The following is a 14,564-nucleotide window of genomic DNA, read 5'->3' as shown; positions in this document are numbered from 1 at the left end:
GGAGCCCCGGGGTCAGAACGAGTAGGAGATGTTGCCGCTGAGGAAGTCGCGGTCGGTCATCAGGTTGTTGCCCCCGCCGCCCCAGTACTGCACCCACTGCAGGCCACCCTTCCAGCGGTCGCGGTAGTTGAACAGCAAGGACGTGGTCAGCGACTTGCGCCCCTCGATGAAGGGCAGCGCGTTGGGCGTGGTGCCATTGACGTCATGGGCGAAGTCCAGCTGCGGCGTGACGGTGATGCCGGTATCGAACAGGTTCGGGTAGTTGATGCCGAGCTCGGTCACGTAGCCCCAGGAGGTCTTGTCCGGGATCGAGTAGTCCGGCAGGAAGTACGGCGTCTCACCGGAGGTATCCAGGTCCGGATAGTGGGTGACCACCGCCTCGGCCAGGATGAAGCCGTCGGAGGCACCCAGGCTGCTGGGAATGAAGCCCAGCGGGTCGCTGGCGGAGAAGGTGTAGATGGCGTTGACGTCCGCCTGCCACTTTTTCTCTTCGACGAACCCCGGATGCACACCGGTATCGAACACGCTGAACTTGTTGAAGCTGCCGGTGATGCCCCGGCCGAACGCCACGGTCGGGTCGATGCCGACGCTGTCGTTGGGACGGTAGGACAGCTCGCCCGCCACCGCGACTGGACCGACCATGGTGTTCATGGACAGGCCGAACAGGTCCTTGTCCTCGCCGTAGTTGATGAAGAAATCGTCGATCACCAGGGCGTCCGGGTTGGAGATCGCCGTATAGCCGACGAAGGGCAGCTTGTCGTGGTATCGCTGGTAGTAGAAGCCGAACTCCGTTTCGATCTCCTCGACCGTCCAGCGCAGCGCCACACCGTACTGGCCGCTGTTCTTCGCCTCACGTTCACCGCCGTAGGGTGCCGCCAGCCCGGCGGCCACCAGGGTGGCCTCGTCCAGGCCGCTGATCAGCGGCTCGCCGCAGCGCCCGGTGGGCGTGCTCGCCGCGCAGGTGCCGGGGCCCAGCAGGCCATCGATGTAGCTGGTGGAGTAGAAGATCGGCCGCCGGCCCTCGCCCACCACATCGCTGTTGGAGAAGTAGGTGCCCACCGGATCGATGCCATAGGCGTTCCACCTGAACTGGTAGTAGGCCTCCAGGTTCAGGGTCTCGGTCAGGCCCACGTTGAACGAGGCCATGGGCGCCGGGATGAACACCTCTTTCAGCTGCGTGCCCGGGGTGTGGTACTTGGGCAGGCTGAGGGCGTTGATCTGGTTGATGCCACCGGTGACGAAGATTTCCTCGCCCCAGCTGATCACCTGGTTGCCCACCTTGACCTTGGCCGGCATGTCGCCGATGTCGAAGCTCCTGGCCACCCACAGGTCCAGCAGGTCCAGGCGTTGGGTGGCGTCGCGCTCGGCCTGGTCATCCAGCTCGGTGCGGCGCGTGTTGTCCATCTTGAAGTCCCTGGCCCAGGCGATCCGGCCCAGGGCACTCCAGCCATCGCCGAACTTCAGGCTCAGCTCGTGGGTGCCCTTGATCACGTGGGAAAAGACATCGTGCTTGTTGTAGTTGAGGTCACCGTCGTCGGCGTTGGTGTAGTTGATGTCCGCGTTGGCGTAGCCGTTGCCCCGGGACAGGTTGTAGAACCGACCCAGCTCGGTGTCGGTGCCGTTGTTGCAGCCACCGCTGTCGCCACCCAGGATGCGGCAGTCCTGCGACTCCAGGCGCTGGGCGAAACCATAGGTCAGGGTGGAGTCGAAACTGCCGGAAACACCGTCCTCCGAACCGAAGAGGAAGGCATGGCTGGGTTGCATCCAGAGCAGGCTGGAGGCAGCCATCACCGCCAGGGCGAGGCTGTTTTTGACGCGAGGGAAGCCCGGCACGGCCAAGACCGCGCCTTTATTGTTGTAAGGCATCGAGGTTCCTCTGACTGTCGTGAAGCCGCCCCACGCGCCAGGCGTGGGGCGGGCTCTTAACGTTCGCCGCGGCGGCGCAGTTCGTTGGGATTGAACATCTTGTCGGTGATCCGCCCTTCCTGTGCGGCGGTCAGGTCCAGTACTTCGCCTTCCTGGGTGAAGTAGTCGGCGATGTAGCGCCGGGCGATCAGGTCGTAGCTGGTGTACTCGAAGTTGGTGCAGGCCTGCAGTTGCGGGTCGGCCCACAGGGTGCCTTCCTGCACGCGCCAGAGGTTGCCCTTGGCGTCGTACATGTCCACGTGCAGCAGCGCCCAGCTGTCTTCGTCGATGAAGAACACGCGTTTGGCGAAGGAATGGCGCTTGTCGGCCTTGACCGTGCCTTCCACCACCCAGACACGGTGCTTCTCGTAGCGCTGCTTGTCGCGGTTGAGGTAGTCCTGCCCCACCAGGTCGGCATACTTGTTCGACTTGTCGACCAGCCTGTAGGAGTTGTACGGCACCACCATCTCGCGCTTGCCGATCAGCTTGAAGTCGTAGCGGTCCAGGGCACCGGTGAACATGTTCAGCTGATCGACGAAGAACAGGCTGTCGGTACCGGCGATCGGGTTGTCGTAGGCGAACGACGGCGCACGGCGCACGCGGCGCTGGCCCGGGAAGTAGATCCAGGAGTCCTGGGGTTTATCCAGGTAGCCGTGCACCAGGTACATCTCGCCGGCACGCGACGACGGCGAGAGCACGTCATACAGCAGCTTGGCCTCGTAGCCCCCGGAATCGGCCGGCGACTTCACCGCCGGATCGTTGTAGGGGTAGTACTCGTAGTCCCACTGCTTGAACTCCGACAGCGCCCCGCTCTTCTCCCGCAGCAGCAGGGAAGCCTGCACGCGGCGGCCCTTGCCCATGTAGCGCAGCTTGTAGTTCCACATCACCTCGACGCCGCTTTGCGGCATCGGGAAGGGAATCGCCAGGCCCGGCGCCTGCTCCAGCTGCCAACCGTCGCTGGCGATCCGGCTCTGCCCGGCGAACTCGCGGGTGCGCTGGGCGAGCTGGTCGGGGAAGGTGCAACTGCGGTGGGTCGGATAGACGTCCATGCGGTAGCCGGGATAGGTCTTGATCAACTGGACCTGGCCGGGTGGCAGCTCGGCTTCATGCTGGGCGAGGTTACCGGCGTCGATGCTGTACAGCGGCTTGTCGCCGGCGTAGGGGTCGCCGTGGCCCGGTGCCCAGCCTTCCGGGGCCTTGGTCAGGCCGCCGGTCCAGGCGGGGATGCTGCCATCGGCATTGCCGGCCTTCTCCGCGCCGAAGGGCGTCAGCTCGGTGCCGAGCTTACTCGCGTCGACAGTGGCGGCCTGCGCCCCGGCAGACAGCAGCGCCAGGGAGACCGCACAGTTCAGTAGCGATAACTTGAAGATATTCATTCCGTTCTCCTGCAGGAGATTCTTGTTGTGCTGGGGATGGGCCTGCCCGTGCGCCGGTGGCGACGAGCAGGCCAGACGGTACGAACGGGCCCGCATCGGCGGATATCAAAAAAATGCAAACTGCCCGGGTCAGGAGAGGCTTTCCCGTGCGGCGCCGTTCCTGGTCACCTGCAGGGCGCACCAGAAGAACCCGAGGCCGGAGCCGAGGTACACGGCGATCAACCCCCAGCCCAGTGCGTTCATCTGCCCGGCGAACTGCACCTGGACCAGCAAGGCCACGACGGCGAGGTCCACGCTGGTCAGCAGCAGCGCATTGCGGGCCGGCAGGTCCGCGTTGCCGCGAACGAACCACAGCTCGATGGCGATCCCCAGGTAGACCAGGCCGAGGATGCGGCCCAGCAAGGTGCCGGCGTCACCCAGGTGCAATCCGGTCCACTGGAAGATCAGGTTGGGGTCGAACGCCAGCAACAGGGCGAGGCCGACGGTCAGCACGCTCTTGGGACGGGTGAAGAGAGTGATGTTCATGTCTTGCTCCTTTGCTGTTGTTCGAGGAAGCAGATGATCTTCTGCCGATCGTCCTGTTTGCGCAGGCCGCCAAAGGCCATGGCGGTGCCCGGCAGGAAGTTCATCGGGCCACTGAGGAAGGCGTCGAGCTTTTCGGCGTTCCAGGCGAACCCCGCCTGCTCCAGGGTCGGCGTGTAGCCGAAGCCCTGGGCCGTGCCGACCTGGCGGCCGTACACGTCCTGCAGGCGTGGGCCGACCTTGTGCTCGGCCAGCGAATGGCAGGCGGTGCACTTGGACTCGAACAGCTTCTGGCCGGCCGCGGCATCGCAATCGGCCTGGGCCTTGGCGGCGGTGACGCAGAGGCCAAGGGCGAGGAAGAATCCGGACAGCTTCATCCCAGCAGCTCCTTGACCCGCAGGGCCGCCTTGCCGCCACCGCCGATGGCGCCGTCGATGAAGCCGCGCCAGCCCTCGCCGTGGTCGCCCTGGGCGAAGAACATGCGGCGACCGTGGTCCTTGCCGAAGTGGTCGGCGTACTTGCCGTACCAGCCCGGCCGGTAGCAGGCCCAGGTGCCCTTGCTGTAGGGGTCGAGGTTCCAGTCGTAGCCGAAGCAGTCTTCCACCTCCATTCCCGGGAAGAAGGACTGCATGACCTGCTGCACGGCGTCGCGGTCGAGGACGTCGAGCTTGGCGGGATCGTCGCCGAAGCCGATGAACAGGGTGTGGTCATCGGCCTTGGCGTAGGTGAACACCACGTTCAGGGGATGGTCGGAGTCGGCCAGGCCGTACAGCTTGCCCTCCCCACCCACCTTGCCCTTGACCTTGATCACGGCCTTGACGCCGGTACCGGTGTGGCGCTCATGGGCGGCTTCGAGCAGCTTGGGGTCCAGTGCGGGGGAGAACTCGATGTTGGGCAGCACGTTCATCGGCAGGGCCAGGACCACGCTGCCCGCCACGATGCGCTCGCCCTTGAGGGTGGTGACCACCACATGGTCGCCCTTGTCCTCGACCTTCTTCACCGGGGTGGACAGGCGCACGTCCGGCTTGCCGTCCTCGATCATCGCGTTGATCAGGCTGATGGTGCCGTCCTTGAAGGTGTAGCGAATCGCCGCGTCGTTGAGGACCGACAGGTTCCACCCCGGCAGCGCCCACCAGCGCGCCATCTCGTTGTAGGACACCTGGTCGGAGGGGCAATGGGCCATGCCCACCAGGTAGGCATCCACGGCCGCGCGATGCACCGGCTTGAGCTTCAACTGGTCGAGGCGATCGCGTGCCGTCAGGCCGTCCTGCGCCATGAGTTTGTTCCAGCGGAAACGTGACTCGTAGGGACGCTCCCAGATGTCGCGGGAGTCCGCGAAGTAGGTGTCGAACGCCTGCAGCACCGGCAGCAGTTCCTCGCCGGCCATTTGCGTGCGCTTGCCATCGGCGAGGATCACCATGGTTTCCAGCGACGATTCGGCGCGTTCCGGGGACTCGATGACATTCAGGCCGTAGCGCTGGGTCTCGGCCCAGACGAAGGGTTGCGTCCAGTGGATCCAGGTGCCGCCCAGCTCCACCTTGTGGCCGGCGAACTCGGTGCTGAAGGTGCGGCCGCCAAGGCGATTGCGGGCCTCCAGCAACAGCGTCTTGTAGCCATTCTTGCGGCAATCGCGGGCGGCGGTGACGCCGGCGAAACCGCCACCGATCACCACCACGTCGTACTCGCAACCGGCGGTCTTGCAGCCGTTCTGCTCGGTGGCCATGGCATTGGCCATGACCCCCGCGCCCGCCACCACGACCGCGCCGGCCCCGGCGCCGCGCAGGAATCCACGACGACTAACGCCCTTGGCGTCGTCCTTTTCATCGGCCATCGACCCACACCTCATTTGTCATTGTTCTTGAAGTGAAGGGCGCGAGACGTAGCCGGCCTGGCGCTGTACGTCAGTCGGAAGTCACGCCCATCTGCGGCGATAAGCTAGGGGAAGCCCCCGGCCGCCGGCTTGGCACCTCATGACAAAATCGTTGGCAGCAGCTGACAATCCACGCGGAGATGGACGGCCGGGCTCAGGATCGGCTGCGTTGGCGGAACTGCTGGGGCGTCAGCTGGGTCCAGCGGCGGAAGGCGCGGCAGAAGGAGCTGGCTTCGGAGTAACCGAGCAACAGCGCGATTTCCGTCAGGCTGTAGTCGGACTGCATCACGTAGTTCTCGGCCAGGGAGCGGCGCACCTCCTCCACCAACTGGCTGAACTCGACATTGTGCTCGGCCAGGCGCCGCTGCAACGTTCGCACGCCGATCTTCAGGTCGCTGGCCACCTGTTCCAGGCTGGCGCAGCCACTGCTCAGGCTACTGGCGATCTGATGGGCGACCTGGCTGAGCACATCCGTCGACGCGGCCCGGCTTTGCCGCTGCTGTTCGAGAAACAGCTCGAGGGCCTGGAACAGGCGTGGATCGGCGGTGCGGATCGGCATGTCCAGCAATTCGCGGGCGAAGTACAGCCGATTGTCCGGCTGCTCGAAGCGAATGGGACAGGCGAAGACCTCGCGGTGGCAGGTGAGGTCGCGGGGGGCGCGGTGCTCGAAGTCCACCCGCATGGGCGCCAGTTGCGGATTCCGGGTCACCTCGCGCAGCAGGTTGAGCACGACGCAGATGGTGAGCTCCGCGTCCTGGCGGCGCTGCACGATGGAGGCGTCGGTGACCCGGTACGCCAGGGTTATCCATTTACCGTCGTCTTCGACCGACAACTGCGTTGCCTGGGTCAGCACCACCATGAACCGGGTCAGGCTGCGCAGCACCAGTTCCATGGTCGGCGCACAACGTATCGCATGGCCATAGGCGCCCAGTTCGCCGCTCTCGGTGCGCATGGCTACCTCGAGCCCGATGGACGGCGATACCTCGCGGCCCAGTACCTCCCAGAGGGCGACGTACTGCGTCACGGGAATCTCCGATTCCGGCGCGCTGAGGATCCTCTCGCTCAACCCAACCGCGGCAAGGTGCGGACGAAACAGCTCGGCGTTGCGATGGAAGAAGCTTTCGGCAAGAACGGTATGGCAGCTAGACGACGGCATGGAACGCCCTGGCGCTGAGGCTCGAAAGATCAATGAAGGCTGTCGCGGCCGAAGAGACGCTCCCGGCCGCCGGCCATCGTAGTAAGACTGAAATATTTTGCAAAGAGTCAGCCGGACGAGTGACGAGCGCTCGTCACCCGTCCGGCTCTTTGCATTTTTTTGATATCGCCCCGCTCCGGCCCCTTCGTACCTTCTGCCCGCCCCGTCGCCATCGCGTACGGGCGGCTTAACCCCGGTACAACAACAAGAAGGGTCGCTCCATGCAGCCAACCATCTCCGCCCCGGCCCCGGCCGGCGCCCTCCCTTGCCCGTCGCCCTCCGGCGCACGCGGCTGAACCGCCCCCGATCGCACCCACTCTTCAGGCAAGGGACACCCACCATGCTCAAACAAGGCGTACTCCGCTGGCCCCAGATCGCCGGGCTCGGCATTTCCCTGGTCATCGCCGGACAGTTCTCCGGCTGGAACTACGGACTGGCCGGAAACGGCTGGACCAACATGCTGCTGGCGGTGCTGCTGATGGCGGCGCTCTGCGGCGGCCTCTCGCTATGCGTCGCCGAACTGTCCACGGCGCAGCCCCATGCCGGTGGCGTGTTCGCCTACGCCCAGCTGGCCTTCGGGCCGTTCGCCGGCTACCTGGTCGGCAGCGCCTGCGCACTGGCGCTGTGCATCGGTACCGGCACGGTGGCGAGCTTCCTCGCGGGCTACATGGAGTCGATGTTCGGCATCGGTGGCTGGCCGGTACGCATCGGTCTGTTCGTGCTGATCATCGGCATCCACGTCGTGGGTGTCGGTGAGGCCCTTGGCCTTACCCTGATTGCAGGCGGCGTGGCCGCTGTCGCGCTGCTGACCTTCGGTTGCAGCATGCTGCCCCATGTGCAGTGGAGCACCCTGCTGCCGGCTTCAGGCGAGCTGCTGCAGAACGCCAGTCTGGGCGGCGTGTTCGCCTGCGTGCCCTTCGCCATCTGGATGTTCATCTGCATCGAGCAGGTCAGCTCCGCCGCCGAAGAGGCCGCCGATCCGGGTCGCACCATGCCGCGCGGGATCATCACCGCCGTCAGCACCCTGCTGCTCACCGCACTGATCGTGATGGTTGCCGCGCCGGGCGTGGCTGGCCTCGAGGTCATCGGCAGTGCCGCCGATCCGCTGTATGCCGCCATGACCCATGGCGGGCTCTTCGGAGAAGACGACTGGCTGCCGCTGCTGGTGGGGTCGGGGGCTGTGTGCGGGCTGCTCGCCACCCTGTTCTCCCTGGTCTTCTCCGCCTCCCGGCAAATCTACGCCCTGGCTCGCGACGGCTACTTCCCGACAGCCCTGACCCGCACCAATCGCCGTGGCTCCCCCTACGTAGCCCTGCTGGTGCTGACCGCCATCGGCCTGCCGCTGACCGTGGTGCCACCGGAACGAATGCTGCTGGGACTGGTGCTGCTGATCAGCAGTTGCCACCTGGTGCTGTTCGCCGCCTACCTGCGCCTGCGTCGCAGCCAGGCCCTCGCTGCCCGACCGTTCCGCCTGCCTGGCGGACCGGTGGTGGCCGGGGCCGGCATGGCCCTGACCCTGGTGGTGATCGCCGCCTGCTTCCAGCTGGAAGTGACCCTGCTCAGCGCCCTGGCCGTCGTGATGGCCGCGCTGGTCCTCAACTACGCATTGCGCGCCGGCCGCACCGGCAAGCCCCTGGAGAACCCGGACCATGTCTGAAGCCACCCTGCTGCAACGCCGCCATCGCGTCATGGGCGACGCTTCGCCGCTGTTCTACGACCAACCCCTGGAGCTGGTGAAGGGTGAAGGCGTCTGGCTGACCGACGCCGGCGGCAAGCGTTACCTGGACGTCTACAACAACGTGCCCTCGGTCGGCCACTGCCACCCGAGAGTGGTGGCGGCCATGGCCGAGCAGGCAGCGAACCTGAACATCCATACCCGCTACCTCACCGAGCGCATCGTGACCTACGCCGAGCGCCTCACCGCCACCTTCGCCGAGCCGCTGGACAGCCTGATGTTCACCTGCACCGGCAGCGAGTCCAATGAACTGGCCTTGCGCATGGCGCGCTTCGAGACGGGGCGCATGGGCGTGATAGTCAGCGACTACAACTACCACGGCAACACCGCCAGCCTGGCCGAACTGGCGACCGCCCTGCCCCGCAGCGAACCGTTGCCGCCCCATGTGCGCGCGGTACCCATTCCCTGCCTCTACCACACCCAGGGCAGCGCCGAGGAACTCGCCGAGCGCTATGTCGCGAAGGTGGCCGAGGCCATCGCTTCGCTGCAGGAGGCCGGCTTCGGCCTGGCCGCGCTGCTGATCGATACCCTGTTCGCCAACGAGGGCATTCCGCGCCTCCCGGCCGGCTACCTGGAACGCGTAGCCAGACTGGTACGCGAGGCGGGTGGCCTGCTGATCGCCGACGAGGTGCAGGCCGGTTTCGCCCGTACCGGCGAGCACATGTGGGGCCACCAGGCACACCCGCTGGAGCCGGACCTTGTCACCCTGGGCAAGCCCATGGGCAATGGTTTCCCCCTGGCCGGTGTGGTGGCCGCGCGGGAGCGAGTCGAAGCCTTCGGTCGCCGCCACCTGTACTTCAACACCTACGGCGGTTCGCCAGTGGCCGCCGCGGTGGGCCTGGCGGTGCTCGACGTGATCCGCGACGAACAGCTGCAGGACAACGCCCTGCGGGTCGGCGCCCGCCTCGAAGCCGGCCTGGGTCGGCTGGCCGAGCGTCATCCGCTCATCGGCGACGTGCGCGGCAAGGGCCTGTTCTTCGCCGCCGAACTGGTGCTCGACGGCCAAAGCCGCGAGCCAGCCGGCACCGAGGCGCGGCGCATCGTCAACCAGATGCGCGAACGGGGCGTGCTCATCAGCAAGATCGGCGCCCACGACAACATCCTCAAGATCCGCCCACCGCTGGTGTTCAACGACGACCACTGCGACTACTTCCTCGACACCTTGGACAGCGTCCTCACCGGCCTGTAACGGAGCATTTCAATGACCGATTTTTCCAACCTCGACCAGGCCCGACAGGTCGCCAGCCTGCAGCGCCTGGCCCAGGCCGCGCTGGCACACTGGGATGGCGATTTCGTCGACCTGGAGCTGATCAAGTACCGCGAGAACGCGGTGTTCTGCGCCACCCGCGCCGACGGCACCCGCAGTGCCATGCGCGTGCACCGCATCGGCTACCACTCCAGGGATGCCCTGCGCTCGGAACTGACCTGGATGGAACAGTTGGCCGCCGGCGGCATCGGCGTACCGCAGATCATCCGCACCCGCGCTGGCGAGCACCTGGTGGAGGTACACAGCGAGGAGCTCGGCGAGTCCCGCTATGTGGACATGCTTGGCTGGCTGTCCGGCACGACCCCGGGCTCCGCCGAGCACGGCATTCGTCCGGATACCGATGTCGATGCGCTGTTCTTCGAGGCCGGTGCCCTGGTGGCACGGATCCACCTCTGCTCGGCCCAGTGGCGCCAGCCCAACGACTTCACCCGACATGCCTGGGACGAGGAAGGCCTGCTCGGCGCCGAGCCCTTCTGGGGGCGCTTCTGGGAGCTCGACCTGCTCAGCGCCAAACAGCACGAACTGCTCCAGCGGGCCCGTCAGGAAGCACGGCTGGCACTGCGCAGTTACGGCCGCAACCTGGACAACTTCGGCATGATCCATGCCGACCTGCTGCCGGACAACCTGCTGCTGGATGGCGGCCGCTTGCAGCTGATCGACTTCGACGACTCGGGCTTCGGCTGGCACATGTTCGAGCTGGCCACGGCGCTGTACTTCTGCCAGGACGACGAGCGCTACGAACGGATCAAGCTGGCCCTGTTGCGGGGCTACGACTCGGTCAAGCGACTCAGCGCTGCCGATCTGGCCAGCCTGCCGCTGTTCATGGCGCTGCGCGGCTTCACTTATCTCGGCTGGCTCCACACCCGGCAGAACGAAGAACTCAAGGCGGAGCTCGGCCCACTACTGGTGGAGCGCGCCTGCAGCCTTGCCAGCGACTTCCTCGGCAACCGCACCGACGCCGCCTGAGATGATGCCCCGGCGCCTGCGCTCAGGCGTAGGCACCGCCTCGTTGGGAGGGTTGCCGGACGAAATGACGCTTGTACAACGAGGAGAAATGGCTGGAGCCGTAGAAGCCGAGTTCGAGCGCCAGGTCGGTGATGTTCTGCTGCGGCTCCTGCTTGAGCCGACGGTGCGCCTCGGCCAGGCGCAGGCTGAGGAAGAACTGGTGCGGCGAGGTCTGGCACATCTGGCGGAAGCAGTAGTGCAGCGTGCGCTGGCTGGTATTCAGGCGCTTGCAGAGCTCCGGCAGCGACAGCGGATTGGCGAGGTCCGCCTGCATCCGCTCGATGGCGGCCAGCACCAGACGCCGCCTTTGCGGCAGGGAGCGCGGCAGGGCAAGCGCATCGCCAGGGACATCGTCGATTGCCTGCATCACCTGCCCCAGGGCGGACAGCGTGGCGTCCCTGGCCTGGCGCTGGTCGTCGGTTTGCCAATGGCCCCGCTCGAAGGCAGCGAGCGTCCCGCAGAGGTTGTCCCGCAGTAGCTGCGCAGCCTGTGGCGACAAGTGCAATAGGCCGTTGTCCAGGGCGCGCTCGAAGCTTTCCTGGTCCTGCTCGCCGAGCATTTCGCGGAGCAGCCCTCTGCCGAGGCCCAGGCCGATGGTGCGGAACTCGCCCGGCGCACAGATCTCCGCTTCCTCACCGCCCCGCAACAGCACCAGCGAGTCCAGGGTCATCGGCCGGCCGTTGTACAAAGGCTCGGCGGCGACGCCAAGCGGGATGGCCACGATCACCTGGTCCAACGGCGGGGCCATGGTCTCGTGCAAGTGCAGGTTGGATCGCTCGTAGATCAGCGAGGCTTCGGGAAGGGTCAGCTGCAGCAGCTCCGCCTGCAGACGGCCGCGGCCGATCTGGGTATAGGCCTGGCTCCAGCCGGCAAGGGCATCGGCCAACTCATCCGAGTCACAGGCCTGGTAGCGGGCAATGGCGGTCATGCGGTTCTTGTTCTCTCAGGCGGACTCGATGCGTGCGCGGCGGCCAGTATACCTGCGCAGGCGCCCGGCCGAACCGCCCCACGAGCCGTCGAACGAGGGTGCCGTCCGGTGGCCGACGAATGACCGGGAGCCCCCGTGTGCCATATCCGTTGGTTCGAACGGGGCCAGGGCCTGAGGCTGACGCGACTCCGAGATCTCAGCGTCTCGCCAGGGAAGAACTAGAACTGCCGGAAGAGAGCCGCCGCCAGTACGCCCGCCGCAATGGCCGGTAGCGGCTTCTTCAGCAGCAGCATGGTTGCCGCCGTGGTCAGGAGCGCCAGTCGCGCGGCGTTGTCGCCCTGCAACGCCATCGGGGCCAGAAGCGCCACCAGCACCGAACCCGACATGGCGCCGATGAACTGCCTGACCCGGTAGCCGATGGGCACGAAGGACATCACGTAGACACCGCCCCAGCGTGTCACCAAGGTCACGAACGCCATGATCAGCACCAATGCCAGGGCGCCCAGGCCTGTCGTCTCAATGCTCATGCTTGCTCTCCGTCCAGATCGTCCCGGCGATGCCACCGGCCACCGCACCCACGACCACGTGGCTGTTCTCGGGCAAGAATCGGTAGGCCAGGAGCGACGCACAGGCGGCGACGATCCAGATCACCAGCAGCCGCAGGTTCTTGTCCCCGCCAACCACCATGGCCAGCAGGAAACAGCCCATCACCATGTCCAGGCCCAGTGCCTTGGGACTCTGGATGGCACCACCGGAAAGGACCCCGAGCCAGGTGCCGATCACCCAGGACAACCAGATCGCAAGCCCTCCCCCCAGCAGCAGCCCGATACCGGGCTGACGGCTGCCGAATGCCTGCATGGATAGCGCCCAGTTGGCGTCCGACGCGACCAGCATCACGCCGTAGCGCTTGGCCAACGGGAGATGCTGCAACCACGGATAGAGCGTGGCCCCCATCAGCAAGTGCCGTGCGTTGATGGCGAATACGGTGATGACCAGGGTGATGAGCGAAACGTCCGGCCCCCACAGTTCCAGTGCGGCGAACTGCGACGCGCCGGCGAACACCAGGGTGCTCATCGCGACGATGACGGTGTCGCTCAGCCCCGCCTGGGTGGCCGCCAGCCCGAAGGCGGCGCCAAACACCGCCACGAACAGCGAGATAGGCGCCAGTTTGGCGAAGCCGACCCACACCATGTGGCGGTCGAACTCATGCAGCTTGTTGTCGACATCGATCATGTCGTGCTCGCTCCCGGGCTCCGTTCTGTTTCGATTTCAGTTGCCTGGTGCTGCATCGCGATGCGCGACGGTACCCGACCTGCCGGACACTATGCCTGCCCGGTCTTCTCGAGAAAATCGCATAAAACAGCGATAAGCTATCCGCTAATCGAATGACCGAGGCACGACCATGACCTTCCAGGACCTGCAGATCGATTGGCTGAAATGCTTCGTCGCGGTGGTGGATGCCGGATCGCTTTCCGGGGCCGCCCCTGAGGTACATCGGTCGCAGTCGGCGGTGAGCATGCAGATCAAGAAGCTGGAGGCGGCCCTGGCCTGCCAACTCCTGGTTCGCGGCCCGCGCCAGCACCAGCTCACGCCCCAGGGCCAATTGTTGCTGGGCTATGCGCGGCGAATGCTCGATCTGCATGCCGAAACCCAGGCAGCCTTTCATGGTGAGGAGTTGACGGGGCGGATTCGCCTTGGCGTCCCCGATGACTATGCCGCACGCTACCTGACCCCCGTGCTCAAGCGGTTCGCCCCGAATTTCGGTGCGGTGGAAATAGAGCTCAACTGTGAGCAGTCGACTTCCCTGATCCCCAGGGTGAAAAGCGGCGACCTGGATCTGGCCCTGGTTTCCCGCGACAGTCCTCGCCACGGAACCCTGTTGTTCCACGAGCCCATGGTATGGGTGGGCGACGCCCAGTTTCAGGTGTGGCGGCGCGACCCCCTGCCCATTGCCGTCTACGAAGATGCCAGCCTCGCCAAGCGCAGCGCCTTGCACTCGCTGGCGCTCCAGGGGCGCCGGTTCAAGGTGGTGTACAACAGCTCCAGCCTGGCGGGCCAGATCGCCGCCGTCGAAAGTGGACTGGCGGTGGCGGTGCTCACCCAGTGCAGCGCGCCACCCCACCTGAAGATCCTCGGGAGCGAGCAAGGCCTCGGCCCGCTGGAGCCGATGGAGGTCGCCGTGTTCCGCAGCCGGGCCTCTCGCGGCTCGAAAGCCGTCGACAGCCTCCATGACCTGTTGCTCAGGACGCTGCGACTTTCCGCGTCCCCTTGAAAAGACCGGCGGCCGGGCGCTGAACCCTGCCGCGCTACCCAACTTCGATCCTGGCGGTCACTTGTGCAGGGCCAGGCCCTTGATCGCCTTGTCCACCGCCTTCTTCGGGCCGCGCAAGGCCAAACCCACCAGGTCCATGTTCTCGGGGTCTTCGGCCAGGAATACCGCGCGATTGGCCTCGTCGTGATAGGTGGAGAACATCGCGGAGACGTAGGGAAGGATCGTCAAATCACGCGCGATGCCGGCATGCCGTGCCTTCTGCAAGCCGGCGATATCGCCCTCGAAGATCAGCATGGGTTGCCCGGAAAGCTTGCCGTACTGGTGGCCGGCCGCATCGACATAGGGTGCCCCCATGATCTCCGGGGCCTCCGTGGCAATGCCGGTGGCGAGGAACGCGACCACATTCAGGCGCTGCCAGGTCGGCAGGTCGTCGCGGACGATGAAAGCTACTTTGGTGTCGAACATCGGAATCTCCTTTCAGTGCTGAAG

At 65.8% G+C, this 14,564-nt stretch carries 14 protein-coding genes; 4 read left to right on the top strand and 10 right to left on the bottom strand.

Annotation, left to right across the window (positions count from 1 at the left end; translation table 11 throughout):
• Positions 1 to 12: 12 nt before the first annotated feature.
• The 6 genes from PCA10_RS11495 to qhpR form a co-directional block, all read right to left on the bottom strand.
• Complete coding sequence (locus PCA10_RS11495; RefSeq protein WP_016492247.1) at positions 13 to 1,866, bottom strand: DUF1302 domain-containing protein; 1,854 nt, start codon at positions 1,864 to 1,866, stop codon at positions 13 to 15.
• 56 nt (positions 1,867 to 1,922) lie between these two features.
• Positions 1,923 to 3,281 carry a DUF1329 domain-containing protein gene (locus tag PCA10_RS11490; RefSeq protein WP_016492246.1) on the bottom strand — a complete coding sequence of 453 codons (1,359 nt, stop codon included), beginning with the start codon at positions 3,279 to 3,281 and terminating at the stop codon, positions 1,923 to 1,925.
• A 129-nt stretch (positions 3,282 to 3,410) separates the two neighbouring features.
• Complete coding sequence (locus tag PCA10_RS11485) at positions 3,411 to 3,806, bottom strand: hypothetical protein (RefSeq protein WP_016492245.1); 396 nt, start codon at positions 3,804 to 3,806, stop codon at positions 3,411 to 3,413.
• Positions 3,803 to 4,180, bottom strand: coding sequence for a c-type cytochrome (locus PCA10_RS11480; RefSeq protein WP_016492244.1), 378 nt, complete (start codon positions 4,178 to 4,180; stop codon positions 3,803 to 3,805). Before PCA10_RS11480 ends, PCA10_RS11485 begins: the two co-directional genes overlap by 4 nt.
• A complete protein-coding gene (locus tag PCA10_RS11475) occupies positions 4,177 to 5,634 on the bottom strand; it encodes a flavin monoamine oxidase family protein (protein WP_016492243.1) in 1,458 nt (485 codons plus the stop codon). The genes PCA10_RS11480 and PCA10_RS11475 overlap by 4 nt, the downstream gene beginning before the upstream one ends.
• A 193-nt stretch (positions 5,635 to 5,827) precedes the next feature.
• Positions 5,828 to 6,829, bottom strand: coding sequence for an AraC-like transcriptional regulator QhpR (gene qhpR, locus PCA10_RS11470; protein ID WP_016492242.1), 1,002 nt, complete (start codon positions 6,827 to 6,829; stop codon positions 5,828 to 5,830).
• 379 nt (positions 6,830 to 7,208) lie between these two features.
• Here qhpR and PCA10_RS11465 point away from each other — a divergent pair, with 379 nt between their 5' ends.
• Genes PCA10_RS11465 through PCA10_RS11455 form a run of 3 tightly spaced genes read left to right on the top strand, consistent with a single transcriptional unit; the run spans position 7,209 to position 10,836 of the window.
• Entirely contained in the window at positions 7,209 to 8,525 is a 1,317-nt protein-coding gene (locus tag PCA10_RS11465; RefSeq protein WP_016492241.1) for an amino acid permease, read from the top strand.
• Positions 8,518 to 9,792 (top strand): aspartate aminotransferase family protein, encoded by a 1,275-nt coding sequence (locus PCA10_RS11460; RefSeq protein ID WP_016492240.1) that lies wholly within the window; start codon positions 8,518 to 8,520, stop codon positions 9,790 to 9,792. The genes PCA10_RS11465 and PCA10_RS11460 overlap by 8 nt, the downstream gene beginning before the upstream one ends.
• A gap of 12 nt (positions 9,793 to 9,804) precedes the next feature.
• Positions 9,805 to 10,836, top strand: coding sequence for a phosphotransferase enzyme family protein (locus PCA10_RS11455; protein WP_016492239.1), 1,032 nt, complete (start codon positions 9,805 to 9,807; stop codon positions 10,834 to 10,836).
• Between the two features lie 22 nt (positions 10,837 to 10,858).
• On the opposite strand, the gene PCA10_RS11450 is transcribed toward PCA10_RS11455, so the two are convergent.
• From PCA10_RS11450 to PCA10_RS11440, 3 genes are all read right to left on the bottom strand, one after another.
• The gene (locus PCA10_RS11450; RefSeq protein ID WP_016492238.1) at positions 10,859 to 11,803 is read right to left on the bottom strand and encodes an AraC family transcriptional regulator; all 945 of its coding nucleotides are present in this window, start codon (positions 11,801 to 11,803) and stop codon (positions 10,859 to 10,861) included.
• Positions 11,804 to 12,021: 218 nt separating this feature from the next.
• On the bottom strand, positions 12,022 to 12,330 hold the full coding sequence (locus PCA10_RS11445) for an AzlD family protein (protein WP_016492237.1): 309 nt from the start codon (positions 12,328 to 12,330) through the stop codon (positions 12,022 to 12,024).
• A complete protein-coding gene (locus tag PCA10_RS11440) occupies positions 12,320 to 13,036 on the bottom strand; it encodes an AzlC family ABC transporter permease (protein ID WP_016492236.1) in 717 nt (238 codons plus the stop codon). The genes PCA10_RS11445 and PCA10_RS11440 overlap by 11 nt, the downstream gene beginning before the upstream one ends.
• A 169-nt stretch (positions 13,037 to 13,205) precedes the next feature.
• On the opposite strand from PCA10_RS11440, the gene PCA10_RS11435 reads away from it, so the two are divergent.
• The gene (locus tag PCA10_RS11435; RefSeq protein ID WP_016492235.1) at positions 13,206 to 14,075 is read left to right on the top strand and encodes a LysR family transcriptional regulator; all 870 of its coding nucleotides are present in this window, start codon (positions 13,206 to 13,208) and stop codon (positions 14,073 to 14,075) included.
• Between the two features lie 57 nt (positions 14,076 to 14,132).
• Here the strand turns inward: PCA10_RS11435 and PCA10_RS11430 are convergent, their stop codons facing one another.
• On the bottom strand, positions 14,133 to 14,540 hold the full coding sequence (locus tag PCA10_RS11430; protein ID WP_016492234.1) for a DUF2000 domain-containing protein: 408 nt from the start codon (positions 14,538 to 14,540) through the stop codon (positions 14,133 to 14,135).
• Positions 14,541 to 14,564 lie beyond the last annotated feature (24 nt).

Source organism: Pseudomonas resinovorans NBRC 106553 (assembly GCF_000412695.1).
GTDB lineage: Bacteria > Pseudomonadota > Gammaproteobacteria > Pseudomonadales > Pseudomonadaceae > Metapseudomonas > Metapseudomonas resinovorans_A.
The sequence above is the reverse complement of the archived record's forward strand: the minus strand, read 5'-3'. Positions and strand labels throughout refer to the sequence as shown.